General features: G+C 64.4%; 30 protein-coding genes and 2 tRNA genes. 18 read left to right on the top strand and 14 right to left on the bottom strand.

Annotated features, from left to right (window positions below; genetic code table 11):
* Window positions 1–33 precede the first annotated feature (33 nt).
* The gene (locus HB677_RS10245) at window positions 34–909 is read right to left on the bottom strand and encodes an alpha/beta fold hydrolase (RefSeq protein ID WP_213815602.1); all 876 of its coding nucleotides are present in this window, start codon (window positions 907–909) and stop codon (window positions 34–36) included.
* Window positions 910–1,078: 169 nt separating this feature from the next.
* On the bottom strand, window positions 1,079–1,756 hold the full coding sequence (locus tag HB677_RS10240) for a TetR/AcrR family transcriptional regulator C-terminal domain-containing protein (RefSeq protein WP_213815601.1): 678 nt from the start codon (window positions 1,754–1,756) through the stop codon (window positions 1,079–1,081).
* An 87-nt stretch (window positions 1,757–1,843) separates the two neighbouring features.
* On the opposite strand from HB677_RS10240, the gene HB677_RS10235 reads away from it, so the two are divergent.
* Window positions 1,844–2,437 (top strand): biotin transporter BioY, encoded by a 594-nt coding sequence (locus HB677_RS10235; protein WP_213815600.1) that lies wholly within the window; start codon window positions 1,844–1,846, stop codon window positions 2,435–2,437.
* Between the two features lie 47 nt (window positions 2,438–2,484).
* On the opposite strand, the gene HB677_RS10230 is transcribed toward HB677_RS10235, so the two are convergent.
* Window positions 2,485–3,534 (bottom strand): LacI family DNA-binding transcriptional regulator, encoded by a 1,050-nt coding sequence (locus HB677_RS10230; RefSeq protein WP_255546502.1) that lies wholly within the window; start codon window positions 3,532–3,534, stop codon window positions 2,485–2,487.
* 132 nt (window positions 3,535–3,666) lie between these two features.
* Between HB677_RS10230 and HB677_RS10225 the strand changes: the two genes are divergently transcribed.
* From HB677_RS10225 to HB677_RS10205, 5 genes are all read left to right on the top strand, one after another.
* Window positions 3,667–4,794, top strand: a complete 1,128-nt coding sequence (locus HB677_RS10225) for a substrate-binding domain-containing protein (RefSeq protein ID WP_213815677.1) — start codon at window positions 3,667–3,669, stop codon at window positions 4,792–4,794.
* A 75-nt stretch (window positions 4,795–4,869) separates the two neighbouring features.
* Window positions 4,870–5,931: an ABC transporter permease gene (locus HB677_RS10220; protein WP_307852555.1), complete on the top strand. Its 1,062-nt coding sequence runs from the start codon at window positions 4,870–4,872 to the stop codon at window positions 5,929–5,931.
* Window positions 5,928–6,728 carry an ATP-binding cassette domain-containing protein gene (locus HB677_RS10215; protein WP_218624613.1) on the top strand — a complete coding sequence of 267 codons (801 nt, stop codon included), beginning with the start codon at window positions 5,928–5,930 and terminating at the stop codon, window positions 6,726–6,728. The genes HB677_RS10220 and HB677_RS10215 overlap by 4 nt, the downstream gene beginning before the upstream one ends.
* Complete coding sequence (locus tag HB677_RS10210; protein ID WP_213815598.1) at window positions 6,725–7,066, top strand: putative quinol monooxygenase; 342 nt, start codon at window positions 6,725–6,727, stop codon at window positions 7,064–7,066. The genes HB677_RS10215 and HB677_RS10210 overlap by 4 nt, the downstream gene beginning before the upstream one ends.
* Window positions 7,067–7,116: 50 nt before the next feature.
* Window positions 7,117–8,058 carry a carbohydrate kinase gene (locus HB677_RS10205; RefSeq protein ID WP_213815597.1) on the top strand — a complete coding sequence of 314 codons (942 nt, stop codon included), beginning with the start codon at window positions 7,117–7,119 and terminating at the stop codon, window positions 8,056–8,058.
* Between the two features lie 41 nt (window positions 8,059–8,099).
* Here HB677_RS10205 and HB677_RS10200 read toward each other — a convergent pair whose 3' ends face one another.
* The 3 genes from HB677_RS10200 to cls all read right to left on the bottom strand — a co-directional run bounded on the left by HB677_RS10200 (window position 8,100) and on the right by cls (window position 11,156).
* Entirely contained in the window at window positions 8,100–8,825 is a 726-nt protein-coding gene (locus HB677_RS10200) for an SOS response-associated peptidase (RefSeq protein WP_213815596.1), read from the bottom strand.
* 73 nt (window positions 8,826–8,898) lie between these two features.
* Complete coding sequence (locus tag HB677_RS10195) at window positions 8,899–9,390, bottom strand: FBP domain-containing protein (RefSeq protein ID WP_213815595.1); 492 nt, start codon at window positions 9,388–9,390, stop codon at window positions 8,899–8,901.
* Between the two features lie 299 nt (window positions 9,391–9,689).
* A complete protein-coding gene (cls, locus tag HB677_RS10190) occupies window positions 9,690–11,156 on the bottom strand; it encodes a cardiolipin synthase (protein ID WP_213815594.1) in 1,467 nt (488 codons plus the stop codon).
* A gap of 58 nt (window positions 11,157–11,214) precedes the next feature.
* Here cls and HB677_RS10185 point away from each other — a divergent pair, with 58 nt between their 5' ends.
* Window positions 11,215–11,769, top strand: a complete 555-nt coding sequence (locus tag HB677_RS10185) for a TetR/AcrR family transcriptional regulator (protein WP_213815593.1) — start codon at window positions 11,215–11,217, stop codon at window positions 11,767–11,769.
* Window positions 11,766–12,239 (top strand): GNAT family N-acetyltransferase, encoded by a 474-nt coding sequence (locus HB677_RS10180; protein WP_213815592.1) that lies wholly within the window; start codon window positions 11,766–11,768, stop codon window positions 12,237–12,239. The genes HB677_RS10185 and HB677_RS10180 overlap by 4 nt, the downstream gene beginning before the upstream one ends.
* 82 nt (window positions 12,240–12,321) lie before the next feature.
* Here HB677_RS10180 and HB677_RS10175 read toward each other — a convergent pair whose 3' ends face one another.
* Window positions 12,322–12,993, bottom strand: coding sequence for an SDR family oxidoreductase (locus HB677_RS10175; RefSeq protein ID WP_213815591.1), 672 nt, complete (start codon window positions 12,991–12,993; stop codon window positions 12,322–12,324).
* A gap of 88 nt (window positions 12,994–13,081) precedes the next feature.
* On the opposite strand from HB677_RS10175, the gene HB677_RS10170 reads away from it, so the two are divergent.
* The 7 genes from HB677_RS10170 (at window position 13,082) to HB677_RS10140 (ending at window position 17,644) form a co-directional block, all read left to right on the top strand.
* Window positions 13,082–13,426 carry a helix-turn-helix domain-containing protein gene (locus tag HB677_RS10170; protein WP_213815590.1) on the top strand — a complete coding sequence of 115 codons (345 nt, stop codon included), beginning with the start codon at window positions 13,082–13,084 and terminating at the stop codon, window positions 13,424–13,426.
* 132 nt (window positions 13,427–13,558) lie between these two features.
* On the top strand, window positions 13,559–14,581 hold the full coding sequence (locus tag HB677_RS10165) for an SDR family NAD(P)-dependent oxidoreductase (protein WP_213815589.1): 1,023 nt from the start codon (window positions 13,559–13,561) through the stop codon (window positions 14,579–14,581).
* A 199-nt stretch (window positions 14,582–14,780) separates the two neighbouring features.
* Window positions 14,781–15,602: an alpha/beta fold hydrolase gene (locus HB677_RS10160; RefSeq protein WP_213815588.1), complete on the top strand. Its 822-nt coding sequence runs from the start codon at window positions 14,781–14,783 to the stop codon at window positions 15,600–15,602.
* Between the two features lie 70 nt (window positions 15,603–15,672).
* Window positions 15,673–16,044 (top strand): hypothetical protein, encoded by a 372-nt coding sequence (locus HB677_RS10155; RefSeq protein ID WP_213815587.1) that lies wholly within the window; start codon window positions 15,673–15,675, stop codon window positions 16,042–16,044.
* A gap of 87 nt (window positions 16,045–16,131) precedes the next feature.
* Entirely contained in the window at window positions 16,132–16,488 is a 357-nt protein-coding gene (locus HB677_RS10150; protein WP_213815586.1) for a PRC-barrel domain-containing protein, read from the top strand.
* Window positions 16,489–16,664: 176 nt separating this feature from the next.
* A complete protein-coding gene (locus HB677_RS10145; RefSeq protein ID WP_213815585.1) occupies window positions 16,665–16,895 on the top strand; it encodes a zinc-ribbon domain-containing protein in 231 nt (76 codons plus the stop codon).
* Window positions 16,896–17,005: 110 nt separating this feature from the next.
* Complete coding sequence (locus tag HB677_RS10140) at window positions 17,006–17,644, top strand: dihydrofolate reductase family protein (RefSeq protein WP_213815584.1); 639 nt, start codon at window positions 17,006–17,008, stop codon at window positions 17,642–17,644.
* 30 nt (window positions 17,645–17,674) lie between these two features.
* On the opposite strand, the gene HB677_RS10135 is transcribed toward HB677_RS10140, so the two are convergent.
* Together HB677_RS10135 and HB677_RS10130 are read right to left on the bottom strand one after the other, a co-directional pair.
* Window positions 17,675–17,884: a hypothetical protein gene (locus HB677_RS10135; protein WP_213815583.1), complete on the bottom strand. Its 210-nt coding sequence runs from the start codon at window positions 17,882–17,884 to the stop codon at window positions 17,675–17,677.
* 645 nt (window positions 17,885–18,529) lie between these two features.
* Entirely contained in the window at window positions 18,530–18,760 is a 231-nt protein-coding gene (locus tag HB677_RS10130; protein WP_213815582.1) for a hypothetical protein, read from the bottom strand.
* Between the two features lie 656 nt (window positions 18,761–19,416).
* Here HB677_RS10130 and HB677_RS10125 point away from each other — a divergent pair.
* Window positions 19,417–19,719, top strand: a complete 303-nt coding sequence (locus HB677_RS10125) for a hypothetical protein (RefSeq protein WP_213815581.1) — start codon at window positions 19,417–19,419, stop codon at window positions 19,717–19,719.
* A gap of 628 nt (window positions 19,720–20,347) precedes the next feature.
* On the opposite strand, the gene HB677_RS10120 is transcribed toward HB677_RS10125, so the two are convergent.
* Together HB677_RS10120 and HB677_RS10115 are read right to left on the bottom strand one after the other, a co-directional pair.
* Window positions 20,348–20,791 carry an HTH domain-containing protein gene (locus HB677_RS10120; RefSeq protein ID WP_213815580.1) on the bottom strand — a complete coding sequence of 148 codons (444 nt, stop codon included), beginning with the start codon at window positions 20,789–20,791 and terminating at the stop codon, window positions 20,348–20,350.
* A 74-nt stretch (window positions 20,792–20,865) separates the two neighbouring features.
* Complete coding sequence (locus tag HB677_RS10115; RefSeq protein ID WP_213815579.1) at window positions 20,866–21,384, bottom strand: hypothetical protein; 519 nt, start codon at window positions 21,382–21,384, stop codon at window positions 20,866–20,868.
* 766 nt (window positions 21,385–22,150) lie between these two features.
* On the opposite strand from HB677_RS10115, the gene HB677_RS10110 reads away from it, so the two are divergent.
* Both HB677_RS10110 and HB677_RS10105 read left to right on the top strand, forming a co-directional pair.
* Window positions 22,151–22,369: a hypothetical protein gene (locus tag HB677_RS10110; RefSeq protein ID WP_213815578.1), complete on the top strand. Its 219-nt coding sequence runs from the start codon at window positions 22,151–22,153 to the stop codon at window positions 22,367–22,369.
* 358 nt (window positions 22,370–22,727) lie between these two features.
* Window positions 22,728–23,396 (top strand): site-specific integrase, encoded by a 669-nt coding sequence (locus HB677_RS10105; RefSeq protein WP_213815577.1) that lies wholly within the window; start codon window positions 22,728–22,730, stop codon window positions 23,394–23,396.
* Between the two features lie 65 nt (window positions 23,397–23,461).
* On the opposite strand, the gene HB677_RS10100 is transcribed toward HB677_RS10105, so the two are convergent.
* The 3 genes from HB677_RS10100 to HB677_RS10090 all read right to left on the bottom strand — a co-directional run bounded on the left by HB677_RS10100 (window position 23,462) and on the right by HB677_RS10090 (window position 25,661).
* Window positions 23,462–23,535: transfer RNA gene (locus HB677_RS10100), tRNA-Met, on the bottom strand.
* A 46-nt stretch (window positions 23,536–23,581) separates the two neighbouring features.
* Window positions 23,582–23,653, bottom strand: a tRNA-Thr gene (locus HB677_RS10095).
* Window positions 23,654–23,783: 130 nt separating this feature from the next.
* The gene (locus HB677_RS10090) at window positions 23,784–25,661 is read right to left on the bottom strand and encodes a glycoside hydrolase family 13 protein (protein WP_213815576.1); all 1,878 of its coding nucleotides are present in this window, start codon (window positions 25,659–25,661) and stop codon (window positions 23,784–23,786) included.
* Window positions 25,662–25,725: the final 64 nt, after the last annotated feature.

Below are 25,725 nucleotides of genomic sequence, written 5' to 3'. Positions count from 1 at the left end.
TTTTTCGCGCGGGCGTGTCGCTGCCGAGGGCGATTAGCGCGTGGTGACGGGTGCGACGGTGCGGGCAAGGAAGGCGAGCGCGGTGTCGGCGACCTCGCGCCATCCCGAGTCAATCGTGAGCGAATGCCCGCGCCCGGCCATGACCGCGTGTTCCGTGATGCCGGGGTTCTTGCTCTGGATTCTGAACGCCGCCCCCGACACGGCTGCCGGCACCGTGTGGTCGAGTTCGCCGGAGATCACGAGCAGCGGGCCGCGGGCCGGCGTGGCACTGTCAACCGACGCTTCGGTGCGCGGGTTGAAGTTGCCCGACGCCGCCTGGAAGAGCGGACGACCGGCGCCCGGAACGGCGTAGGTCTCGTAGAGGTCGCGCGCCTCGGACTCGGACACGGCGTTGGCGAAGCCGTAGCGGAACTGCGCCTCGGTCAGCATGACCTGTCCCGAGAAGTTCTTCGGGTTGCCGAGGGCGGCCGACGCAGACTTCAGGGCCGACAGCGGCAGCGGCAGCACTCCGCGGAACTGGGCGGGATCAATGGCGACGGATGCCACGGACAGGCCCATGCCGGCAAGCTTCTGGGCGATCAGGCCGCCGAACGAGTGGCCGACGATGATCGGTTTGCGGTCGAGCTGACGGATGACGGCGGCGATGTGGTTGGTGATGGCTCCGATCGTCTTGCCGCCGAAGACCTCGGGCGCGCGCAGGGCGTCGGCGCGGGTGGCGGGGTCGTCGGGCCATCCCGGTGCGAGTGTGACGAATCCGTTGCTCTCGAACAGCTCCTGCCAGGCGGCCCAGCTGCTCGGCAGCAGCCATAGGCCGTGCACGAACACGACGGGCTGCTTACCCGACGCGTTGGCCCGGGCGATCTCGGCTGCCTCGGTGGTGGTGATGGATGCTGCGGACGTGGTGGTCATCGTGTGCTCCTGTGTTGGGGGTCGTTGGGCGACTCGGTCAAACTCTGCGAGAACGACCGTTCTCTCTTGAGATGACAATAAGACTGCCCACGGAGGCATGTCAAGCGATTTGCCGAAGAAAAGAGAAAGATCGTTCTCCCACGACTGGGAGTGCCCCCCGCGGGTCGCTCTACGCGCGGGTGGGCGCCTGCAGCCGGATGCCACCGACCAGCAGCGAGAGCCCGAAGTCGAAGTCACCGGGGGACGACAGGTCGCTCACGCTCGCGGACGCGGGGTTCGCGGCGGCCGAGGCATCCACCACTCCCAGGCTGTCGGCCTGCATGCGCTGCTGTTCGTGCCAGACGTATCCGAGGATGAAGTGGATGACGGTGGCCGCGGCCGCCTCGCTCGGGCCATTGTCGAGTCCGCCGCGGTAAATGATGGCGGCTAAGCGCGCCGTCGGCCCGGTGGCACCGAGCCCGAGTGCGAGCGTGCTGGAGACGAGTTCGGCGCCGTCCCGGTAGGTGAGCAGGGCATCCCGCGTGGCATGCGCCTCAGCGATCAGGTCGGCGGCCCAGTCGGCGGCGTCCCGTGGCGCACCGGGCGCAACGATGCGCTCGGCGACCGCGGCGAGCAGCAGCTGCTTGTTCGCGAAGTGCCAGTAGAGCGCGCTCGCCTGCACCCCGAGGTCGCTGGCGAGCCGGCGCATGGTCAGATCGGGAAGACCGTACTGGTCGAGCAGCGCGAGGGCCGCGTCCACCACGTCGGTGCGCGTGTGCCGGGTGCCGGGTCGAGCGGCAGCGGTCGCCGACGGACCGCCCGCCGGGTTCCGGCGGGACGGGGTGCTGTGGTTGACGGATGACTCCATGTGCCTAGTATATTGAACACCGTTCAGGTGAACGGTGTTCAGGAGGCGACTTTCGCTCTCCTGGGCAAGACAGAAAGAGGAATTTTCGTGAGCACAGCAGTTGCACCGTCATCCCGTCGCCCCATTCGGGTGCTGGCCGACCTCATCCCCGGAGCACTCACGCGCGACATCGTTCTGGTGCTCGCCGCGACCGCCTTCCTGACCGTCGCCGGCCAGGTCGCGATCCCCCTTCCCTTCACGCCGGTGCCGCTGTCGCTGTCGACATTCGCCGTGATTCTCAGCGCCGCGGCCCTCGGACCGGTGCGGGCAGCATCGTCGTCGGTGCTGTACCTCGCGCTCGGCGTGGCGGGCCTGCCGATGTTCGCCTCCCATGCCTCTGGCTGGGACTTCGCGTCGTTCGGGTACATCGTCGGCAACGTGGTGGTCTCGATCGTCGTCGGCGTGCTCGCTCGTCGCCGCGCGGACCGTTCGGTGCTCTCCACGATTGCCCTTGCTTCGATCGGATCCCTCGGCTTCTACGTCTGCGGCGTGCCGTGGCTGATGGCCTTCATCGGCGCCGATCTCCCGACCGGGCTCGCGCTCGGCGCTCTCCCGTTCCTCATCGGCGACCTGATCAAGATCGTGGTCGTCGCCCTCATCCTGCCCTCGGCCTGGAAGCTCGTCGGAACCCGCGCCGACTAACCATTCCATCGGCCGACGGCCGGGATTCGGGATGCCCCGGAGCGGGCCTACCCGCCCACCGGGGCAATCTCGCCCGAACCCCGCTCGATGAACCGCGTGGGGATGACCGTCGTGTGGCTCGGCTCCTCGTCGCCGTCGAGACGGGCGAATAGGTGGCGCGCTGCAGCAGCACCGATCGCCTCCGGGTCCTGGGCCACGACCGAAATGCCGGGCTCGAGGAGGTCGGCCATGGGGACGTCGTCAAACCCGATCAGGGCGACTCTTCGCTGCAGCCCGAGATCACGCAGCGCCCGGATCACGCCGATCGTGATGAGGTTCTGACTGCTGAAGATCGCCGACGGTGGGTGGGGACCCGACAGCAGGGCCGTCGCCGCCCGGTACGTCTGGACCTCGTCTTCGAGGTGGTCGATGACCGGAGCGTCGTTGGTGGAGACGCCGGCGCGGCCGAGCTCCTCGAGAAATCCCTGCCGCCGCTGGCCCATGGTCCAAATGTCCGGGCGATCGCCGAGGAAGGCGATGCGGCGGTGTCCGAGGTCGAGAAGCCTGCGGGTCGCGAGTGCCGATCCCCCCACGTTGTCTGACACCACAGTGTCGGCGTCAATGCCGACGGCCGGCCGGTCGACGAACACGAGCGGAGTGCCGTGCTGCTGCTCGGGCAGCAGGTAGCCCTGGCTCGGACCGATGCGGGTGAGAATCAGACCGTCGACCCGTCGCTGGAGAAAAGCCGACACCGCCACGCGCTCCCGGGACGGGTCTTCGTCGAGGCTTGAGGCGAAGACGGCGAAGCCGCGCTCGGTGGCGACGTCCTCGACCGCGCGGTGAATGGAGCCCGAGAACGGGTTCGCCACACTGCCAACGAGAAGTCCGATCGTTCGGGTGAGTCCGCCCGTGCGACGCAGGCTTCCGGCGTGCACGTCCGGTTCGTAGTTGAGGCGCGCGATTGCGTCTTCGACCCGTGCCAGCGTGGTGGCGGAGACGTTCGGCTCGGAGTTGATCACGCGCGAGACTGTCTTCATTCCAACACCGGCCAGCCGTGCGACATCCCTCATCGTGGCGCGTCGCTGCGGCTTCTGGGGCGTACTAATCGAATCTGACATCAGTGTCACAATTCGCACATCAATGCGGGCATGGCCTTGACTCTACAACCTCCCATGCCATAAGACCGTTAATTGACACCGATGTCAGGAACGCGAGTTCCGCCCCAACCAGGAGGTTCAACGATGAATCGCATGTCCCCGCAGATCGCGCTCGCGAGCAGCCGCGCGACCGGTTCCACCATCCGCCGCCACGGCCGCCGTATCGCCGCAGCCGTCGCCGTCACCGCCCTCGCCGGCCTGTCTCTCACCGCATGTCAGGAGAGCAGCCCCGGCGCCGACGGCGACATCGGCGTCGCCCTGATCGTGAAAACCACGACCAATCCCTACTTCGTGTCGATGGAGGATGCCGCGAAGGCCGCCGCCGATAAGGACGGCGTCTCGCTCACCCTCGCCGCGGGCAAACAGGACGGCGACGCGACCACCCAGATCCAGGCCATCGAGGACTCGATCTCGCGGGGCGACAAGGGGATCCTCATCACCCCGACCGACTCCAGCGTCAACTCCGCCATCACCAAGGCACGGGATGCGGGCATCTTCGTGATCGCCCTCGACACCGCACCGGACCCCGCCGACGTCGTCGACATCACCTTTGCCACCGACAACTTCGCCGCGGGTGAGGCCATCGGCAAGTGGGCAGCCGCCCAGCTCGACGGCAAGGAAGCGGTCATCGGCCTCGTCGACCTCTTCGCCAACCAGGTCGCCACCGTCGACTACGACCGCGACCAGGGCTTCCTCACCGGCATGGGCATCGACACCAAAGACAAGACCAAGAACGGTGACGAAGACAAGACCGGCACCTACACCGGAGGCAAGGGCGGCACGTACACCATCGCCGGCAACCAGGCGTCGAACGGCGACCAGGGCGACGGCCGCACCGCGATGGAGACGCTGCTCAGCAAGAACCCCGACATCAACGTCGTCTACTCGATCAACGAGCCCGCCGGATACGGCGCCTACCAGGCGCTGAAGGCGGCCGGCAAGGAGAAGGACACCATCCTCGTGTCGATTGACGGCGGATGCACCGGAGTGAAGGAAGTCGGCGAGGGAATCATCGGCGCCACCAGCCAGCAGTACCCCTCAAAGATGGCCGAGCTCGGCATGGAAGCGATCGTCAAGCTCGCGAAGACCGGGGAAAAGCCGAGCGTGTCGAGCGGGCTGGACTTCTTCAACACGGGATCACAGCTGGTGACCGACAAGGCCGTCGCCGGAATCCCGAGCATCACCAGCAACGAGGGATCGAAGATCTGCTGGGGTGAGTAACCGCACGGGTCATCCGCTCACCGCATCCGCACCACCACAAGGAACGACACGAACAACGCAGTTCAGGAGATTATCGTGACCACAGATACCGCCCAAACCAACCCGCCACCGGCGGGGCCTCCCCCGGCGCAGCACGACCTGGCGTCGGAGTTCCTCGACCGCAGCACGCCGATCAGCCGGCTCCGCAACCTGCTGCACCGCTACCCGGCGCTCAGCCCCGCCATCGTGCTGGTGGTCGCCATCGTCATCTTTGGCATCATCAGCCCGCGCTTCTTCTTCGTCAACAACCTGTCGCTCATCACGCAGCAGGTGGCCGTCGTCGGAACGCTGGCGATCGCCCAGACGCTCGTCATCCTCACCGCTGGCATCGACCTCTCGGTCGGAGCGATCATGGTGCTGGCATCGATGGTGATGGCGCAGACCGCGGCGAGAAACGGCGTGCCCGCGCCGCTCGCCCTGCTGCTCGGTCTCATCGTCGGTCTCGCGGCCGGCGGACTGAACGGCGTGCTCGTGACGAGACTCAAGCTGCCACCGTTCATCGTGACGCTGGGAACCCTCAACATTTTCCTGGCGATCACCCTGCTGCACTCCAACAGCGCCTCGGTGGTGGGCACGGACATCCCCGGCCTCATCACGTGGACCGGCACGACCTTCCCCGTCGTCGGCGTCGGGATCACCTACGGTGTCGTGCTGATGCTGGTGCTCTACATCGTGATGGCGTTTGTGATGGGCCGCACCGCGTGGGGTCGCCACGTGTACGCGGTCGGTGACGACAAGGAGGCTGCGCGCCTGACCGGTATCCGGGTCAACCGCGTGCTCCTCAGCGTCTACGTGGTGGCCGGCGCGATCCTCGCGGTCGGCGCCTGGATCCAGATCGGCCGGGCCGACGCGGCAAGCCCGAACGCCGGCACCGACCTCAACCTCGACTCCATCACGGCAGTCGTGATCGGCGGCACCAGCCTCTTCGGTGGTCGCGGCACCCTCTGGGGGTCGCTGCTCGGTGCCCTCATCGTCGGCGTCTTCCGCAACGGTCTGGCCCTGGCCGGACTGGATGTGCTCTACCAAACACTCGCCGTCGGCATTCTCGTCATCGTGGCCGTCTCGCTCGACCAGTGGATCAGAAAGGTACGAAATTGACCACCACCGACTCATCCCGTCCCGCATCGACGCTGCCCTACACGCAGCCGGTGCTCAAGGCCACCGGTCTCGTGAAGACCTATGGCAAGGTCGTCGGACTCGACGGCGTCGACATCGAGTTGTACCAGGGCGAAGTGCTCGCGGTCATCGGCGACAACGGCGCGGGCAAGTCCACGCTCATCAAGTGCCTCACCGGCGCCGAGGTTCCGGACGGCGGCGAGATCTGGCTCAACGGACGACAGATGAGCTTCAAGCGTCCGCAGGACGCGAAGCAGTTCGGCGTCGAGACCGTCTACCAGGGCCTCGCCGTGTCCCCCGCGCTGGACATCGCCTCCAACCTCTACCTCGGTCGGGAACTGCGCAAACCGGGCATCCTCGGGAGCGTCTTCCGCGTGCTCGACTCGAAACTCATGCGCAAGAACGCCAAGGCGGAGCTCGACCGGCTGGGCATCTCGACCCTGCAGGACGTGACTGTCGCGATCGAGAACCTGTCCGGGGGTCAGCGGCAGGCCGTTGCCGTCGCCCGGGCGGCCGCCTTCGGATCGAAGGTGGTGGTTCTGGATGAACCGACCGCGGCACTCGGCGTGCGGGAGACGAACCAGGTGCTCGATCTCATCCGGCGACTTCGTGACGAGGGCATCCCGGTGATTCTGGTCAGCCACAACATGCCCAACGTGTTTGACGTGGCCGACCGCATTCACATTCAGCGGCTCGGAAAGCGCGCGGCGACCATCACGCCGAAGTCTCACAACATGACTGAGGCTGTCGCCATCATGACGGGAGCCGCCAGCGCATGACCGAGCCGCCGCTGGCGGATGATGCACGGACAGGGGTGACCGTTCCGCCGGCGGTCACCCTCTACGCCGAGTTCACCGCCCTGCCAGGCAGGGAGGCCGCCGTCGAGGAACTATTGCGGGACCTCACCGCGAGGGTGCGCGGGGAGCCGGGAAATCTGGCATTCCTCGCGCACCACAAGCTCGAGGATCCCGCGGCGTTCTTCGTCTACGAGGAGTACCGCGACAGGTCGGCCTTTGCAGATCATCTCGCCGCTGACTACGGGGCGCGCTTTAACGCCTCGCTCAGTAGCCTGATCGTGGAAGACGCGTCAGTGCTGACGCAATTGGTTCGGCTCTGAGGCATCCGCCGTCCACATGTTTTGTATTTCTTGCTCAATGAGGAGTGGTTATGACTACAACGCACGATCACACGGTGCTCGTCGTCGGAGAGTCGCTTGTCGACGTGGTGAGCAGCGGGTCGCTGCGCGACGAGCATCCGGGAGGCAGCCCGCTCAACGTGGCCTTCGGGCTCGGGCGTCTCGGTGTGGAAACGGCACTGCTGACCGAGTTCGGTGAGGACGATCACGGGGCGCTGCTGGCGTCACACCTCGACTCGGCGCACGTGACGGTGCTGAGGCCAGAGGGATTCGCCCGGAAGACCTCGACTGCCGAGGCGGTGCTGCAGCCCGACGGATCGGCCGAATACTGGTTCGACGTCGAGTGGACAATGCCACCGCTGCCGGAGGTACCGCACGCCGAGTTCATCCACACCGGGTCGATCGCGGCGATGCGCGAGCCCGGCCAGCACGCTGTGACGCAGCTCTTCGAGGAGCCGCCGCTGCGGGCCATCCTCAGCTACGACCCGAACGTGCGCCCCGCGGTGATGGGCGACCGTCGTGCCGCCCTCCAGCGCGTCGAGCACCTCGCGGAGTGCGCGCACATCGTGAAGCTGAGCGACGACGATGCCGCGTGGCTCTACCCGGGGATGTCGGTCAACGAGGTGTGCGACCACATTCTGGATCTGGGCGTGAGCCTGCTGGCGGTCACCCTGGGTGCTCAGGGGGCGTTTCTCGCCTCGGGTTCCGCGCGCATTCAGGTGCCGGCAGTGCCGGTGATGGTCGCGGACACGATCGGGGCGGGCGACGCGTTCATGTCAGCCCTGCTCTATGGCCTCGTGCGTGATGAGTTGCAGACCACGGTTCTGACCGGAACGTTCGACGAGCACGCCCTGCGCGAGTTGGCGCGCACCAGCCTGACCGGTGCAAGCATCACCGTCTCCCGGCCGGGAGCGATGCCGCCCACGCGGGACGAACTGGACAGCGCCCTGCTGCTGCAGGCCAGCCGCAGATAACCACCGATCGATGATCGGCGGTGGGCGGGCTCTCTGCAGCATCAGGCCGAGGGCTTGCCCACCGGACGGATGAGTTCGGGACCGTCGCCCTTGAACGGGATCGGTGCGACCTCGTCGATTGTGAGTTTCTCGGCGACGGGCAGGGCCGCGTCGACGGCAGCATCGACGAAGTGCTGGTCGGCCTCGATCGTCGGGTCGAGCCACGTGTCCCACCACTCCGGCGGAAGCGGCACGGGGTTGCGGTCATGGATGTCGAGCAGCTCGTCGACGGCCGAGGACGTGAGGATGGACGCGGTCAGCGTCCACGAATCGGGATCGTCTTCGGCCTTGCTGTGGTCTTTCCACCACGAATACACACCCGCGAACAACAACAGCTCATCGGCGGCCGCGTGAATATAGAAGGGAGTCTTCTTCTTGGTGTCGGGGTCGGTGCGCCACTCGTAATAGCCCGACGCCGGAACAAGGGCACGGTGCGACTTGATCGGTGTCTTCCACATCGCCTTCTCGGTGATGCCCTCCGAGCGCGCGTTGAAGGTCGGGAACTTGGTCTTCAGCTCTCTCGACCACGACGGCACGAGTGACCAGCGGGCCGGTTCGAGGCGCCGCACGGGCTCCTCGTCACCCTTCGACGAGCGAAAGAGCACGGGGATCGTGTCGGTCGGGCTGATGTTCCAGCCCGGGCGCCAATCCCGAAAGTCTCCGCCCTCGGCCACGAACTCGGTGATGAGGTCGTCGGTCTCTTTACTCATTGCGAATCGTCCGCACATGCCTCGAACATACTCGCCACCGCCGACAGACGGGCGGCCGGGTCATCCGGCCGCCCGTCCCTGTCGAATGGGGCTACACGCCGTCGCGGATGTCCCGCACGAAGTTCGCGACGCGCTCCTGCAGTGACGCGATGCGCTGCAGGCGCGCCGCCTCGACGTCGAACCCGAGGTAGGCCACGGGCGGCAGCTTGCGCACGTTCGACGAGCACTCGAAGTTCGCGCAGACGAGCGTGCCCACCGTGTTGCCGTTGCGGCCGGCCTGCCCCGATCGCTTGACACTGTAGAACGTCACGTCATTGGGAATGTAGATGTCCTCGCACCAGGTGCACTGTGGCCGGCTGCGAATCTTGCTGTCGGTCTGGCGCAGCAGGATGCCGACCGGCGCACCGTCGACTTCGGCGACGACGAGCCCGAGGTTGGGTGTCTTGCGGTCGTGCCAGCCGAGGTAGTCGATCTTGTCCCAGGCGAGTTCGCCCAGGTCCGCCGGCAGCGTGAGGTTCTGTCGTTCGCGCTGCGAGGCGTTAACGAAGGAGCCGAGAATGAGTGTGTCCGTCAGGGGACGCATGTGAATGCCTATCTGTTCAACCCGCGCAGCGCGACGCGTGCGCGGAATTCAATCCATTGGGAAGAGCTGCAGGCGAGCGGATGCCACGAGCCGTGGCTCTCTCGCGAGGAAGCTGTGTGCGCCGGAGCGCACCGAAGTGCATGGATGGAACAGGGTTATCTCGAGCCGGCGAGGAAATCGCCGGCAGCCTCCTGACGCCCCGTGGGCAGACTGATCGAGATGCGTGGATTCACGCGTGCAACCCTACGCCGGGATCGGCGAGCGCGCACGGTCGCGCCGGCACGGGCGCGGGCATCCGGTTACTGAACGGCGGCGGTCAGGCGTGCCACGTTGTCGAGCACCTGGGACGGAACCGGCCGCTTCAGCCAGTCCTCGAGGAAGATCTCGCGCGAGCATTCGCGGTAGGAGTCTTCGATCTCGCGCAGTTGTTCGACGAACCTTGCACCCCGCACCATGAGGGACACCTCGAAATTGAGGCTGAAGGAGCGCATGTCCATGTTGCTGGAGCCGACCACCGCGACGGTGCCGTCCACCGTGAAGTGCTTGGAATGCAGCACGGTCGGCTTTTCGTAGAGGAAGATCCGCACGCCCGAGCGTAAGAGCGTCTCGTAGTACGACCGCTGTGCGTGATAGACCACAATCTGGTCGGCGACCTCGCAGGCAAACAGCTGCACGTCGACACCCCGCTCGGCGGCCGTCGTGATGGCATAGAGCATCGAGTCATCCGGAACAAAATAGGGGCTCGCGATGATCAGCCGATCCTGCGCGCCGTAGACGAGCGCGTTGAACAGGCGGAGGTTGTTCTCACCCTCGAACCCGGGCCCGCTCGGCACTACCTGGCACTCGAGCGCCTCGGGGGTCGTGTGCGAGGTGATGATGTCGTCTTCGCCGGGCAGGGGCAGCTCACCGGTCTCGCTGTACCAGTCGGTGATGAAGAGAGCGTTGAGTCCGGCGGCGGCGGGTCCGTCGACCCGGACCATGAGGTCCTTCCACTGCAGGCCGCGGCGAATGTTGCCCTTCTTGTTGTAACTCGGGTCGATCATGTTCTGCGATCCGGTGAAGGCCACCTGGCCGTCAACGACGACGATCTTGCGGTGATTGCGCAGGTCGGGCCGGCGCCAGCTGCCGCTAAACGGCTTGAAGGGAAGCATCTCCTCGAAGGGGATGGCGTTGTCGCGCAGCCACTGGCGCGTGGCGCGACCACTGGGGTTCCGCATCGTCGACCAGTGGTCGTAGAGCACGCGGACGGTGACACCGCGGGCATCGGCGGCCTTCAGCGCTTCGAAAAACTCGTGGGTCGTGGCATCCCGGGCAAAAATGTAGAACTCGACGTGGACGTACTTCGTCGCCTCGTTCACGGCCTGCGCCATGGCAGCGATCGACGCCTTGTAATCGGGGAAGAGGTGGGCGGTGTTTCCCGGCAGCAAGGGCATCGAGCCGAGCTTGCGGTTGAGGTGCACGACCGAACCGAGCCACGGGGGTTCGGTCGAGCTTTCGGCCGAGTTGTCGAGGCCCTTGGTGGCGTCGAGGATCAGCGAGTTGATCTCGCGCTGCTTTTCGCGACGATCCTTGGGCAGCTTCGAACTGCCGAGGAGGCCGAACAGAATGGTGCCCGGGATGGGCGCGACGAAGATGGCGAGCAACCACGCCATGGCCGAGCTGGGGCGGCGGTTGCGGGGAACCTCCGCGACCGCGAGCACGCGGATGATGATGTCGATGACCAGAACGACGGTGGGAAAGACCTTGAGGATTGAGCGCCACTTCACGAGGTGAGCGTACCCCGTGCGGATGTCAGGTCCCGGGGCCGCTTGTTACGCTTCGGTGGTGAACGCCGCAGCCCCCACGTCCAAAGAGGCGATCTGGGCCGCCGCGACCGAGCTGTTTGCCCGGCAGGGGTACTCGGGCACCACGGTGCGCGACATTGCGACCGCCGCCGGTGTCGATCCGGCCCTCGTAATGCGCCACTACGGTTCCAAGGAGAGCCTCTTCCTCGACACGATGACCGCCGCGCTGACCGGGCCGCCAATGTTCGCGGGCCCGGCCGAAACACTTGGCGAGGACGTGATCGAGTACGTCCTCGGCCAGCACGATCAGGTACGCGGAGTGTTCCTGGCGCTCGTGCGGGCGAGCGGCGCGGACGCCATCGGCCCCCGGCTGCAGAGTTATCACGAGACGGCATTCGTCGCCCCGCTGCGCGATCGCCTCACCGGTCCGGACGCGGAGCTGCGGGCACGACTGGCTGCCGCCCTCGTCGGGGGACTTCTGTACGCCCTGTGGGTGGTCGAAGACACAGATTTGCAAGCGGATGCCCCGGCCCGGGTCATCCACTATTACGGCGCTCTTCTGCAAGAGCTGATTACCCCGGGGACGACGCGATGACGCACTGGCAGATCGATGAGGTCCCCTACGACCACGCGGATGCTGACGCCCTGCGGAAGGCGCAGCGCGTCGAGCTCGACGCGCGATACGGCAGGGACGACCACGAGCCCGGCACTCCCCCGTCGGCGAAGGACGTGCCCGTGTTCCTCGTGGCGCGCACCGCCGACGGTGCCGCGATCGCGTGCGGCGGGCTTCGTCCGCTGGATGACTCGGTGCTTGGCCCGAACGTCGCGGAGATCAAGCGCATGTTCGCGCATCCGTCCGCGCGCGGAACCGGTGCTGCCACCGCCGTGCTGCGCGCCCTCGAGGATCGCGCCCGCGGTCTCGGCATGACCCGGCTGGTGCTCGAAACCGGTACCGCCCAGCCCGACGCGATTCGTTTCTACGAGCGCGAAGGCTACGAGCCCATCCCGCTGTTCGGTCACTACGTCGGCTCGGACATCTCGCTCTGCTACAGCCGCGCGCTGTGAACGACGGTCCCGACCCGCTGCGGCCGGAGATGACACGTCGGTGGGAGGCGTATCCCGTCCGGTGTCGACGTGGCGGTTCCGGTCAGGCACGCCCGCCCTCGATGTGGATCGTCTCACCGGTGACATAGCCGGCGGTCAGCAGCCACATCGCCGCGTCAGTGATGTCCTCGAGCGTGCCGGTGCGGCCGACGCGAGTGCGGCCCGCGGCTCCCGCGAGGAAGCCGGACTTCGCGTCACCCTTCGCGTCCCAGGCACCGGAGTCGATGATGCCCGGCGAGATCGCATTGACGCGCACGGGAGCGAGTTCGGCGGCCAGGTGCGTTGCCGCGAATGACACCGCCCCGTTCGCAATGCCCTTGATCGTGGATGCGGGGCCTGGGCGCCACCCCACAACGCCCGAGAACAGCAGCAGGGACCGGCGGATCTCGAAGTGCTTGGCCACCAGCAGGGGGCCGATGACCTTCGCCTCGAGGGCGGCAACTACCGAATCCCTCTCGATCAGGCCGATCGGAACATCGTGGGGAAGCGATGCCAGGGACACCACGTGATCCACCGCACCAATCCGCTGCGCCGCCGCCGCGATGGTGCGCTCGTCGAGGAAGTCGATGTGCACGCGATCCGGTGCGTCACTAGGTGTGTGGGAAGCGATTGTCACCGTCGCGCCCTCTGCCCGGGCCCTCTCCGCGATCGCGGCCCCCAGGAAGCGCGCGCCGCCGATCACCAGTACGTGTTGCCCCGTCAATGTCTCTGTCATGGGAGTGCCTCTCTCGTTGATTCCGTGGACAGTGATCACGGTATGGTTTTGATACCGGGCACTTCAAGGTAACCAGCGGAGGACGACCATGGCCTACAACGTGATGTCAGCGACCTGCCCCAGCCGGGTGGTTCTGCACCGCATCGGCGCACGCTGGACGGTGTTCGTCGTCAATGCCCTCGCCGAGGGGCCCATGCGCTTCAGTGACCTGCGCACGCGCATCCAGGGCATCACCCCGAAGGTGCTGACGGAGACGCTGCGCTCGATGGAAGCCGACGGACTGCTGACCAGAACCGCCTACGCCGAGAACCCGCCGCGAGTTGAGTACGACCTCACGGAGCTTGGGCTCTCGCTGCTCGGACCCTTGCGCGCGGTGCGGGAATGGGCCGAAGCGCACGTGCCCGAAATCCTCGCGGCCCGCGACCGCAGCTAGCATGTCCTCGAGGATTCCTTGAGCCCGCTGTGAGCTTCCCGCAAGGGTGTCAACTTAGTTGACACCTCCGTCGAGGCAGAGCACTCTGGAACTGATGAGTCGTGCACCGGAGCACGACGAAAGGAAGATCGCATGTCTGACACCGAGAAGCCCCTCACCGCTAATAGCTCGATTGCCGCCTGGCTTGCCCATCCCGTCGGGGGTCCGCTCGTGCGCGGATTGCTCGCAGCGTCCGGGGCCAACGAAGACTCCCTCGCCCCGATCGGCGGGCTGCCACTGCAGCAGCTGGTTGTCATGAGCCAGGGCCAGATGCCCCAGTCCGTCGTTGACGGCCTCGTCATGCAGGCCAACGGTGGCGTCATGCCGACCGAGGAGAGCGACGACGCCGCGGTGTGGCGCGAGCGCATCACCCCCGGACGATTTGACGGCACAACGGTCGTTGTCACCGGCGCCGCTTCGGGTATCGGTCGGGCAACGGCAACGCGCATCGCACGCGAGGGTGGCCGCGTCATCGCGGTCGACATCTCGGTGGACAAGCTCGCCGAGTTCGCCGCCTCCCTCCCCGACGCCACGATCGTGACCGTTGCCGGCGACATCACCAAGCAGCCCGACATCGACGCGATCGTCGCCGCCGCGGGTGACCGCATCGACGGTCTCGCCAACATCGCCGGCATCAATGATGACTTCTCGCGCCTGCACGAGACGACCGACCAGGTGTGGGACCGCGTCATCAACATCAACCTCACCGGCTCGTTCAAGCTCACCCGCGCCGTGATCCCCGCCATGCTCGCGGCAGGCAAGGGATCGATCGTGAACACCGCCTCGGAAGCGGGCCTTCGCGGCAACGCATCCGGCAACGCCTACACCGTCTCCAAGCACGGCGTGGTCGGCCTGACCCGCAGCGCAGCGTTCATGTATGGACCCGACGGCATCCGCGTCAACGCCGTCGCCCCCGGTGGCGTCGCGACCGGCATCCCGAACCTCGGCACGCCGTCCGAGACCGGATCCGCCCGCCTGTCGCCATTCCAGCGCAGCATCCCCACGGTCGCGACGGCCGAACAACTGGCCGCGTCGATCACCTTCCTTCTCAGCGATGACGGCGTCAACATCAACGGCGCAGTGCTTCCGTCGGACGGCGGCTGGTCGGTTCAGTAACGTTCGCGCGGTCGAACGTCAGGATGAGTGGATGCCCCGGGCCGGGGCATCCACTCGTTCGCAATCCAGGGTCAGCACATTCAGTGCTGACCCTTATTCATTGAGCGCATTCTGGGATTCTGCTTGACGATTCCCCACGTTCCGTGAATACCGTGGAATCCGAGGAACATCATCATCACCCACAAGGAGACGGACCCCCATGCCTTACTTCACCACCTCAGACGGAACCGAGATCTACTACACCGATCAGGGCGAGGGACAGCCCGTTCTGCTCAGCCACGGCTGGCCCCTGTCATCCGACGCGTGGGCAGTCGAGGTGAAGCTGCTCGCTGATAACGGCTTCCGTGCCATCGCGCACGACCGCCGCGGTCACGGCCGCTCGTCGAAGACCTACACCGGCAACGACATGGACACCTACGCCAAGGATGTCTCGGAACTCGTCGAGTCGCTCGACCTCACCAACCTCGTCGTTATCGGTCACTCCACGGGTGGTGGCGAAGCGGTTCGCTACGCGGCGCAGTACGGCCAGGACCGCGTCGTCAAGGTCATCACCGCCGGCGCCGTGCCGCCCATCATGGTGCAGAGCGAGGCCAACCCCGACGGCCTGCCGATCTCCGCCTTCGACGACATCCGCGCCGGCGTGCTCGCCAACGCCTCGCAGTTCTGGATCGACCTCTCCGAACCGTTCTTCGGCGGCAACCGCGAAGGCAACAAGGTCACCGAGGGCAACAAGCGCGACTTCTGGCGCCAGGGCATGAACGTCAACCTCGCCGCCGCGTACGACTGCATCAAGGCGTTCTCCGAGACCGACTTCACCGAGGACCTCAAGGCCCTCAACGTGCCGATCTTCATCGCCCAGGGCGACGACGACCAGATCGTTCCGATCAAGGACGCCGCGCTCAAGTCGATCGAGCTCGTCAAGGACGGCACGCTGAAGGTGTACCCGGGCGCCCCGCACGGCATCTTCGGCGACTACCAGGCCGAACTCGACCAGGACATCCTCGACTTCATCAAGAAGTAACACCCGTCAGAAAGGCCCGGCTCCCCTCGGAGTCGGGCCTTTCTGCGTTGGGGTGACGCTAAGGTCAGGGATGTCCATCGACAGCACGCCCACACCCGAGCCCGTGCCATCCGCCCCGCAGCTTGCTCCCCGATCGCTCGCCGGCGACCGGTGGCTCGCAGCGATCGGAGCCGTTGTGCTCATTCCGCTGGCGCTGTTCTCCGCGCTGTTGACTATGTTGTTCGGATTCAGCTGCACGAACAGCTGCTCCAACGCGTCGCTCGTAAATTCGACCATGGTGATCGGTCCCATCGGCAGCATTCTGGTGGCCACGGTCGCGCTGATCCTGATGATCATTTTTCTGGTGCAAAAGCGTCGGGCCGCCTGGACCTCGTGGGCCGGGGTCGGCGGGGTCGTTGTTGTTTTTACGATCTGCGAGTTCATCGCAAACGCCGGCGCGTAGTTACGCCTCCGGATCAGCCTTTACGCATCGGCGAGCGCTAGCGTTAGGCCAACGGCTGGAAGGGGTCCCGCCAGGAAAGGCACCAGCATGTTTGAAGCGGAAAACCTACGCGACTGGATCGGGCTGTCCGTCGTGGACAACACCGAGAGCAAGGTCGGAACCCTCGAGAGCCTGTACTTTGACACGTCTACGGACCAGCCGGCGTTCGCGGCCGTGCACGTGGGCATCCTCGGAGGCCAGAAGCTCGTCTTCGTGCCACTGACCGGCGCGCTCGTCGCCCCGAAGCACCTCAAGGTCATGTTCACCAAAAAGCTCATCAAGGATGCGCCGTTCATCGCCACCGATGGCGAGCTGCAGTCCACGCAGGAATCCGAACTGTTCGCCCACTACGACATGGCGTACGTCACCGGCTCCGCGGGAGAACGTCGACTCGGTCGTCGCTAACCCGCGCCACGCGACATCCGAAAGCCCTCTGCCCTCAACGGGCGGAGGGCTTTCTGCGTGAGGCACGCCGGTTGCACTCCCACAGCTCGCCACCCGAGTCAATGGAATGGCACGAATCGGGAACGCCCGAGGGTGACCGCCATGATGGTGAGATGTTCCTCTTGTTCGGTACGCGCATGTCAGAGCAGCTCATCAACGTCGTCACGTTTGTGTGCGGGTTCTGCCACACGAACGCGCAGCAGAACGTGATCAAGGCGTCGAACAAGTTCACCCTCTTTTTCGTTCCGCTCTTCTCCTTCTCCACTCGCTACCGAAATGAGTGCACGCACTGCGGCGGCCGCACGGCCCTGACGGCGGCACAGGTGGCCCACTCTATGAACAGCCCGGCACGCGTTCCTGGCCAGTAGTTTCGGGAAGAGCTTTCGGACGTCACGTCGGGTCCTTGACTTCTCCCGCGGCGGGCGGAGACGATGGCCGGACGCGCGGTGGCATTGGCGCCCCGCCGGGAGGAGGACTCGTGTCTGGTCGTATTTCCATTGATCTGTTCACCACGCTCGACGGAGTCGGTCAGGCTCCGGGCGGACCGGAGGAGGACCCCGAGGGTGGATTCACGTTCGGCGGCTGGCAGGCACCGATGCCAGACCCCGCCGTCGGCACCCGCGTAATCGCAGGCATCCGCGAGATGGACGCGCTGCTGCTGGGGCGACGAACCTACGACATCTTCGCCGCCTACTGGCCCAACGAGCTGGACGGGCAAGACAACGAGATCGCCCAGAAGTTTGACGTCATTCCCAAGTACGTCGCATCGCGGGGTACGCCGGCGCTGCCGTGGCGCGATTCGCATCAGGTCGGAGGCGACCTCGCGGCCGACATCGCGGCCCTGCGCGAGCGGCACGAGAACATCCACGTGATCGGCAGCATCGACTTCGCCCGCTCCCTCTTGGCCGAGGGACTATTCGACGAGCTCAACCTGTGGGTGTACCCGATCGTGCTCGGCCCGGGCAAACGGCTCTTCACCGAAGACGGTCCTGCCACGGCACTCCGCCTGCTGTCGGCAGAGTTCTCCACCGACTACGGCGTGCTGCTCCTCAAGTACGGCCCCACCGGCACGGTGCCGACAACCGGCGACATGAGCCAACCAGACCGCGGGGCGTGACACCGGGCCGGGACATCCGCCCCCTGTAGCTCAGGATGCGACCCGGAGGGGCGCCAGCTCACTTTCCGGTTGCGCCTCTGCCGCCCGGAAGGTCGCCGGGTTCTGCGCCTGCTGGGAGGCGTGCAGCGCGCCGATGTAGCCGAAGACGCCGGCCGGGGCGATGCTCGAAACCTGCAACCCACCCGGGCTGTTCGCCAGAATTGAGAGCTCTTCGATCCAGTGAGGGTTGAGTGCGGGCATGCGGCTTCCGAAGTACTTGTACACCAGAGAATTGAGGGATGCGGCCAAATGGTTGTGCGGCCGTTGCCGACTCGGGAGTCGTCGTTCCACGACAGGTAGAACGACTCTCCCGCCGCAGCTTCGCGCTGCGTGAATCGGTTGATTCCAATTCGTGTTGGGATACATCGTGCGCCTACTCGATAGAGGGTCGGGGGAAGCATCCCGCGTCGTCCCGGCGCTTCCGCCAACCCGAGTCGCAACAAGGTTCCATACGCCCAGCACCGCGCCGAGCCTCGGCTTTCTTCCACGTCCGTCGAACAACACTTCTGAGACCGCCCCCGCTCATAGCATTGAAAGCCAGGACGGCTGCTGCTGCGCAACGGTTGGGCGATCAGTCGCCGACGACCTCATTGAACTCGCGGCGGATAAGGTCCGAATCACTAAGCCAGATTCGCAGAAAGCGCTCATTCACCGGCTCGGTCTCCTCCGTTGCCGTTCTCATCAATCCCACCTCCTCGCGTTCGTAACACTTGTGCGGAGCGTCTAGCTAGCCGCTGCCGCCTCCGGGGGAATGCAATGGAGTCATGCCGAGCAGCAACGTCATTGTGATGCACCTGACGCTGCTGCGCGGTCGATTCCAGAACTAATTGCACTCGGATGACCACTTCAGGTTAGGGCGGACTGAATCCATGTCAAACGTGCCTGCGAACGATCCCTCCGCAGCTCCCTCATCACGTCAGACCGGCCGCTATAGTTGCGCGGTGCCATCCGCGCAAGGCGGTTCACGTCGGCGACGCGTACGCCTTCCCTGCGAGCTTCGCGAATCAGATCGCTCTGGTGAGCGGGGTAGTCGAACTCCTTCAACAATTCAGCAAGTTCGGACGAGATGGTGGACATGAGCAACTCCCTTCATCGCGTTTCGCAAGAAGGATCGCCGGACGGACGGACGGCCCGCCAGCGAGCGATCCAGATCATTCGCTAAGTTATTTACAACAGCCGGACGGCAAATTCAACTGTCAGTTCACTCATAATCCATCGGTGAGATAGTCGCCCCCACCCAACGCATTGGGTGCTCATCACGCCGAATGGTCGCCCCCAAGGCGTAGCGCTAAGGATGTCGCCATGAGTCACTCCTTCCGGCCGCCCCCAAAATTCTCGCCCGAGGCGCGCCGCCGGTGACCGATGGGGGGATCGGCTAACGCATGAGTGCGCTTACTTCTTGCTTCGAGATCTCTCTCTTATTGAAAAAAATGGCAGCCGCTGCCACGGGTATGCCTAGTCCCAGTATCCAATTGGGATAACCCTTCGCTGCAAACCCGCGAGTTTCTGAAGGCAACACAAAAAATATCCCGGCTGCTTTCACGGCGAGGCCCATCACGACGATTGCGATCATGGCTGCTCTAGTCATTGGCCGTCTCCCGTCGTTCCCCAACCAACAGCTTCAGACCGTAGCCCACGCGGGATGCAAGGAGCTCGGTGGGATGACTAGAACGCGGCTGGCTCGTAGCCTGAGTATCTGCAACAGGATCAAGCGAGCAAAGGTTGGCAGGCCAATGGAATTCGCAATCGCCGGAGTCGCCGTCTTGTTTATCATCTACCTGTTCGCCTATCCGGGGTGGCGGCGATGGGAGATAGCGCGGGAGCAGCGGCTCAACCCCCGCAAGAAACCCAGTGGCGGCCTCCTCGCACCTTTTGACGAAGTTTTCCACCCCGCCGCGTACGCGGCGAATCTCCTATGGGAGGCGGAGAAAACGATTCCTGCGCCCACTCCTGATTCAGATAAGAGTTGGCCCGATCTGAACAGTGGGCGCATCACCATCTCAATTTCCGACAAGGGCGATAGCGTAAGCAAATAGCGATCAGCGGTGTCCGATAGGGGATCCTGTACCGGACACTCCCCCGCACTTCGGCAATGTGTACCCTTGCTGCAAGAGTCGGCCGTAGGTCAGCGTCGAGCCCGTTCCTGTACTGACAGACCCGGCATTTGCGAAAGCACCACCTGGGGGCGCGACTTGACTTGGAGTGTGCTTTAACAATTTTGTGTCACTGCAGGCTGAACTCATCGATGATCAGCTCTCAGATGGACGTGTGGTCAAAATGCTCTGACTACGACCCTCTACGTTCAGCTCTCTGGCGAATGCTCATCGACCCCTTATGACGATTTCATCGTTTCTGCAGTCGTGCTATCGAGCCTCACGCTCGTTATATCGCTGGGAATGCTGGACGTATTAAATTTGACTCGCTTCCGAAACCAATGGCGAGACTACGACCGTCAATGGTGGGATTCGGGCTCGAAATCAGATGACGAATCGAGTTCCTCCTAAACTTCGCTTCCATATACACATGAGCAGCCTCATCGATCGACAGCCGCCGGACCTCACCGGTCCACGGCTTCAACTTGGGCGCTTTCGCGCTGCGACCGGCTTCCTGTGCTCAGTTCTCCTCCAGGTCGCCGAGAGCCGCTAGAGACCTGAATCAAGATGGCTATTCGCGTGCTTGGTTGACAGCGTTGATGAGGTAGGAGCCTCGAATGGCGATTGCGTACTTCGTCTCGGCTGGGACGGTTTGCGGGTTCTCGAGTGCGTTCTCGATGTCGCCGATGTCCACATGGGTGAGCTGCGCAATGTGCGCCAGGGTGAGGTGGCATTCGATGGTGAGCGACTCCAGGATGGCTGCAAGCCGTGCGTCGTCCTCGATCTGCAGCCCATCGGTCAGGTGTGCTGCGAGGATCGACAGACGCAGGATTTCGTCTGTCGACAGCGTCTGCGGTTTCGCAACAAGTCCTGCCGTGCCGGTGGACGTGTCGAAAAACGACTGCAGCTTCTCCGCGGGGATTGCTGTGATGGTCTGTAACGCATCTTCAGAGATGTGACCTTCGGCAATAAGACGTTGCAGGTCGTTCGCGGGGTTGTTGGCTTCCGACGTCATTGCTGACTCTCTTTCTTGTGACGATAGGGGAAGGCTAGACGGGGCGCCGTCTAGCCTTCCCTCAGTACCGCTGTCTACCCGGTGTAGGTGTAGAGCGTGTTGTTGGGTCCGGTGGTGGCTACGGGAACGCTCAACAAGAAAGCGGTCCCTGCGATGGTGCCGGAGTACCGGTGGCCGCGGAGCTTACTCGTTGGCGCGGATCCTGAGAACGAGGTGGCGAGCACCGATCCGCCGGAGAGTCCGCTGGTGAGGTCGGTGATACTGAATGCTCCCACGAAGTTCGTGACCGGGATGTGCATGGCGATGCTCCAGTGGTAGACGCCAGCTGTAGCGGTGACGGTGATTGTCCCTGACCCGTCTCCGGGGTAGACAACGTTGGGGGACAACGTGCCTGGGGCCTTTGCGGACTTCACGGGCTGCATCGCGAAGACTGCTGTTTCACCTTCGGTCAGGGTGGTCTTCTGTCCGCCGAGATTGAGTTCGTAGGTTGCGGTGGTGCTCGCGTCAGCCGCTGTGGCCGGAGCCACTATGCCGAACGAGAAGAGTCCGATCAATGTGGCGACGGACAGGGCTGCTTTCCATTGCTTTTTCACAAAATCTCCTTCGATTTATTGAGACGATCTCGCGTCGTCACCTGATCGTCACGGTTCCACGATTCAGGGGTAGACGCAACGGTCTAGGGGATTAATTCTCACCTATTTACTTCGAGGCGTTAGAGGGGCATTATGTGCGACTCGCCCCGGACCTCCGGCAGCGTGTTCGATCTATCGACCGCCGACCCATACCAAGAGGCGCTCCACACCCCGCCGGGCGGCTGCCACTCAACAACACCGCCTTGTCAGTCCACGCCAAGGCAAAGCCGACCACGCGAATAGAGGCTTCTGGGTATGGCACCCACACCCGGATAGCGATGGGCGTGGACGCTTTTCTCGGTGCCCGATGTGGCTTGTCGAGTTCGTCGTCGGTGAGTCCGATCGGGCGCGCGTCTCCGGTTGAGGTGCCGGACGGCCGCGTCGAGGGGATGCTGGGGTAGGGGCGGTTGGTTCCCACGATAAGAGGGTAATCGAACATTTGTTCGATTACCCGGTCACTTTCAACAAGTCGTCCATGAGCCGCCTCGCGATGGCAGCTTTGATCGGCCAGCGGTAGTCACACAAAGTGAGGACAGCGCATGTTCAGCGCGCTCGATAGCGTGAGTGCATGAAAACATTCACTTCGTTTCGAAAGATGATGGTTATCAGCGGCGCTTTGGCGCTTGTGGCAGTGGGAGGAATTACGGTCGCCGACGCAGACTCCGCCAGTGCGACGAAATTCTCGGCACCTGTGTTGGCGAATTGTCCCTACGGGAAGTTCGTACAAATGAAGTTCGTCATCGCCAGCGGCAAGGTTGACATCGGATGGGGCGTCACGGAAGCTGCGGCGAGTACGGCAAACGCAGACGAGGCAGGACATCCGTGGACGCTGGCTAAGGGCACCCATTCGCGAAACGTGGGTAAGCGTCAGCTGTGGTACCAGATCTGGTCATCCCCGGGCGAGGTGAAGAGTCACGGATGGACGTGCGTTTTGGCCGGAGGGTAATCCGAGATCAACCGCACGAAGCCTTTTAGGGAGGAGCGTTGACACGCACGTGTCAACGCTCCTCGTCAGTTATCACTCGGGCCGCAAGTCGCCCACCTTCGTATCGGCGTCGTCCTCCGAAGGATGCCTCTCGCCGCCCCGGCCATCACCTGTCGCGTTCACGACGATGCGTTCGACGTCCGAGAGCGGGTATCCCCAGTCTGCCAAGCTGCCGAGGTACCGGATAGCTGCGCGGCTTGGCCGCTTTATCCGAGAAGTCCAATCCAATAATGGGCCCGGAGCCGCGCAGGCATGCAGATCCGTATTGTCAGGAATGATGGCGGTGGCCGCACGCTCAGATGCGGTTCGGTCCAACCCCGTGCAAGAGATTGCCGATATCGAACGCACGCGCAAAGGAGCGATCGCTATCCCTGTGGACGAAGTGGCGGAGCTATTGAAACGGGTGAGAGCTGATCACCGGCTCCAGGAACTCGACCAGGTAGCCGTCATTGAATTCTTGGCAGCTACAGGCTGCCGGCTGGGAGAGGCGCTCGGCGTCAGCTGGGATGCCATCGACTTCAGTGAACGGAAAGTGACCTTTCGCACGAATGTTGTACGGGCTCATGGTCAGGGAATTCTGCTTCAGCATCGTATGAAAACTGAGGCGGGCGCGCGGACGATATCGGTGCCGTCATCCCTGATCGCCATGCTGGAACTCCTCCGTGCGACATTCAAGATTCACAACGAACACGATCTTGTGTTTCCTACATTCCGCGGCAATATTCGCGACCCAAGGAACACTTCGCGCGACTGGCGGGACGCCCGCAATCGGCTTGGATACCCAACTGTCACCACCCACAGTGTTCGAAAGACAGTCGCGACGGCGCTCGACATCGCCGGCTTAAGCGCCCGAGACATCGCCGAGTACCTGGGACAAGCGAATCCGTCGATCACGCCGGACGTCTACAGGTCCAGGACCGCGGGAGGCACCAGAGCCGCTGACGCACTCGGAAAAGTGTTGGATCGCGATTTTAATGTGCGGGGTTAATGCGGGGTGGGCCTCTCGCGCACAACAAAAATCCCTCTACTTCCTTGGGAAGTAAAGGGATCTTGTAGCGGGAGCGGGACTTGAACCCGCGACACCACGATTATGAGCCGTGTGCTCTAACCACCTGAGCTACCCCGCCGCACGTTCTCCGGCCAAATGGCCGAAGCCATCCGATTGGAGCACGGAGCCCCCTGTGGGAATCGGACCCACTACCTCTTCCTTACCAAGGAAGTGCTCTACCAATGAGCTAAGGGGGCGTGTTACCGCGGCTGCCTGATACTGCGCAGCGCCGTTTGGCACCGTAAGAGACTAGCATCCGCCGGAGGGGTGTTTTGCACGCCGCCGCCGGTTTGTTACGCCGCGACTACTGAATGCGGATCGCGCCAATCAGCCAGCGAACCCCACGGTCGCCAGATCGACACCCGGAAGCTGCCAGGCGGCGAACGACGGACCCTCTCCGTACAACCGCAGCGCACCGTCATCCGCTCTCTCCGCATGTGTGTGACCGAAGAGGTGCCCGAGCTCTCCCGGAGCCGCCGACGCCGGCAGCGTCACATCGAAACCGCTGCGCGCGGCAACGACTAGCACGCTCTCGTCGACACTCTCACGCACGAACACGACCACGTCATCGCCGGCGTGCAGCCATCGGATGCCTCCACCGTTGAGGGCCGGATGACCCGTGCGCAGGTGAATCAGCGTCGCGTAGAGGTCAATCGTCTCCCGGGCGTCGTCGACGTTATCCCAGGGCATCGGAGTGCGAGAGTGCTCGCCATCGACGCCGGTGAGGCCGAACTCATCCCCGGCCCAGACCACGGGGATGCCCGGGAGCGTCATCGACAGGCCCAGCGCCACCGGCAGAACACCCGGAAGCGCGTGCGTGAGGAACCGCGGGGTGTCATGGGTGTCGAGCGCATTCATGTTCGACAGGCGCACACGCCAGGTGAACCCCGCCGAGAAGCGCACGTGGGCGGCATAGAACTGCTCGGCCGAGTAATCGGGGGTGAGCTGCTGCGCCACGCCCAGGCCACCGCCGGCGGGACTGCCGGGGGCGGAGAGCCATCCCCACAGCGGCCGGGTGAAGTTCGCGTAAGTCATCGCGCCGTGCCACGAGTCGCCCGTGAAGTCGGCGGCCGCATCGTTCGTGGACTCCCCCAGCAGGATGGTGTCGGGGTTCACATCGATCATGGTCTTGCGGATCGCGCGGCGCACCGAGGTGTTGTGGTCCTCGTCGAGGTAGCGCCCGGTCATGTTCGACACGTCGATGCGCCAGCCGTCGAAGTTGTACGGCGGTTTCAGCCACTTGGCGACGACCGAGTCATCGCCCTCGATGAACCGGCTGCGCAGGGTGTCCGAGTTCCAGTTCAGCTTGGGCAGGCTGGGCACCCCGAGCCAGGAGGCGTAGGTCTCCTGCGCTTCGTCCCGCCAGTAGTAAAACTCGCTCTCGGCGGCACCCGGGTTGCGGTGGGATGCCCGGAACCACTCGTGCGCGTCGCCCGAGTGGTTGCTCGTGAGGTCCCCGATGATCTTGAAGCCACGCTTGTGGGCCGCCTCGATCAGGGAGATCAATGCGCTGTCCCCACCCAGGAGCGGGTCGACAACGTCGAAGGAAAACGCGTCGTAGCGGTGGTTGGACTGTGCCGGAAAGACGGGGGTGAGGTAGATCATGGTGATGCCGAGCCGCTCGAGGTGGTCGAGGTGCTCCTCGATGCCTGCCAGGTCGCCGCCGTAGAACTGCAGAGCGGCCTCGGGGCGACGCTGGTCGACCGGGTCCGTCCACTCGGCCGGCTGCGCCCACATGGGCAGCTCGCGGTCGTTGGCCGCGTTCGAGCGCCCGAAGCGGTCGGGGAAGATCTGATACAGCACCGTCGCGGCGGCCCACTCCGGCGGTGCGGGGTACGTCACCAACCGGAAGTCTTCGCTGTCGAGGGTCTCGATCGTATGCACGCCCGTCGCGTTCACCCAGAGGCGTTCGCCACCGACCATCGTAATAAGGAAGCGATATCCGTGAACCGGGTTCTCCACAGCGACGGGTGCTTCCCACCAGTCCGCGCCATCCGTCGTCCCGGCAATGACCGCCTCGCTGAAGCGCGGTTCATGGTCAGGATTGGACCGGGTGTGAACGGATGCCACTGCGCCGAACTCCACCGGAATGCGCAGTCGCACGCGCACAACATCCCCGAGTTCCGGAGCAGACGAAGACACGTACAGCGGTGAGCCGTCGTGGTGGGGCTGCGCAAACAGGCCCGGGAGGGATGGCGTCGACATTCGGCTACTTTCGCACACCCGCGCGACGTAGGTATTACGGGCGGGTTACTTTCCGTTTTCGCCT

This window comes from Glaciihabitans sp. dw_435, assembly GCF_018449675.1.
Lineage (GTDB): Bacteria > Actinomycetota > Actinomycetes > Actinomycetales > Microbacteriaceae > Glaciihabitans.
Note: the sequence above shows the minus strand (reverse complement) of the source record. Positions and strands in the feature narration are given on the sequence as shown.

Excerpts from the sequence above, each read along its gene's own strand:
- HB677_RS10205 (WP_213815597.1), top strand. The coding sequence starts at position 7,117 with ATGACTACAACGCACGATCACACGGTGCTCGTCGTCGGAGAGTCGCTT.
- HB677_RS10170 (WP_213815590.1), top strand. The coding sequence starts at position 13,082 with ATGGCCTACAACGTGATGTCAGCGACCTGCCCCAGCCGGGTGGTTCTG.
- HB677_RS10165 (WP_213815589.1), top strand. The coding sequence starts at position 13,559 with ATGTCTGACACCGAGAAGCCCCTCACCGCTAATAGCTCGATTGCCGCC.
- HB677_RS10230 (WP_255546502.1), bottom strand. The coding sequence starts at position 3,534 with ATGTCAGATTCGATTAGTACGCCCCAGAAGCCGCAGCGACGCGCCACG.
- HB677_RS10180 (WP_213815592.1), top strand. The coding sequence starts at position 11,766 with ATGACGCACTGGCAGATCGATGAGGTCCCCTACGACCACGCGGATGCT.
- HB677_RS10135 (WP_213815583.1), bottom strand. The coding sequence starts at position 17,884 with ATGCCCGCACTCAACCCTCACTGGATCGAAGAGCTCTCAATTCTGGCG.
- HB677_RS10225 (WP_213815677.1), top strand. The coding sequence starts at position 3,667 with ATGTCCCCGCAGATCGCGCTCGCGAGCAGCCGCGCGACCGGTTCCACC.
- HB677_RS10160 (WP_213815588.1), top strand. The coding sequence starts at position 14,781 with ATGCCTTACTTCACCACCTCAGACGGAACCGAGATCTACTACACCGAT.
- HB677_RS10120 (WP_213815580.1), bottom strand. The coding sequence starts at position 20,791 with ATGACGTCGGAAGCCAACAACCCCGCGAACGACCTGCAACGTCTTATT.
- HB677_RS10175 (WP_213815591.1), bottom strand. The coding sequence starts at position 12,993 with ATGACAGAGACATTGACGGGGCAACACGTACTGGTGATCGGCGGCGCG.
- HB677_RS10200 (WP_213815596.1), bottom strand. The coding sequence starts at position 8,825 with ATGTGCGGACGATTCGCAATGAGTAAAGAGACCGACGACCTCATCACC.
- HB677_RS10245 (WP_213815602.1), bottom strand. The coding sequence starts at position 909 with ATGACCACCACGTCCGCAGCATCCATCACCACCACCGAGGCAGCCGAG.
- HB677_RS10155 (WP_213815587.1), top strand. The coding sequence starts at position 15,673 with ATGTCCATCGACAGCACGCCCACACCCGAGCCCGTGCCATCCGCCCCG.
- HB677_RS10125 (WP_213815581.1), top strand. The coding sequence starts at position 19,417 with ATGGAATTCGCAATCGCCGGAGTCGCCGTCTTGTTTATCATCTACCTG.
- HB677_RS10130 (WP_213815582.1), bottom strand. The coding sequence starts at position 18,760 with ATGTCCACCATCTCGTCCGAACTTGCTGAATTGTTGAAGGAGTTCGAC.
- HB677_RS10110 (WP_213815578.1), top strand. The coding sequence starts at position 22,151 with ATGAAGTTCGTCATCGCCAGCGGCAAGGTTGACATCGGATGGGGCGTC.
- HB677_RS10145 (WP_213815585.1), top strand. The coding sequence starts at position 16,665 with ATGTCAGAGCAGCTCATCAACGTCGTCACGTTTGTGTGCGGGTTCTGC.
- HB677_RS10210 (WP_213815598.1), top strand. The coding sequence starts at position 6,725 with ATGACCGAGCCGCCGCTGGCGGATGATGCACGGACAGGGGTGACCGTT.
- HB677_RS10195 (WP_213815595.1), bottom strand. The coding sequence starts at position 9,390 with ATGCGTCCCCTGACGGACACACTCATTCTCGGCTCCTTCGTTAACGCC.
- HB677_RS10240 (WP_213815601.1), bottom strand. The coding sequence starts at position 1,756 with ATGGAGTCATCCGTCAACCACAGCACCCCGTCCCGCCGGAACCCGGCG.
- HB677_RS10090 (WP_213815576.1), bottom strand. The coding sequence starts at position 25,661 with ATGTCGACGCCATCCCTCCCGGGCCTGTTTGCGCAGCCCCACCACGAC.
- HB677_RS10150 (WP_213815586.1), top strand. The coding sequence starts at position 16,132 with ATGTTTGAAGCGGAAAACCTACGCGACTGGATCGGGCTGTCCGTCGTG.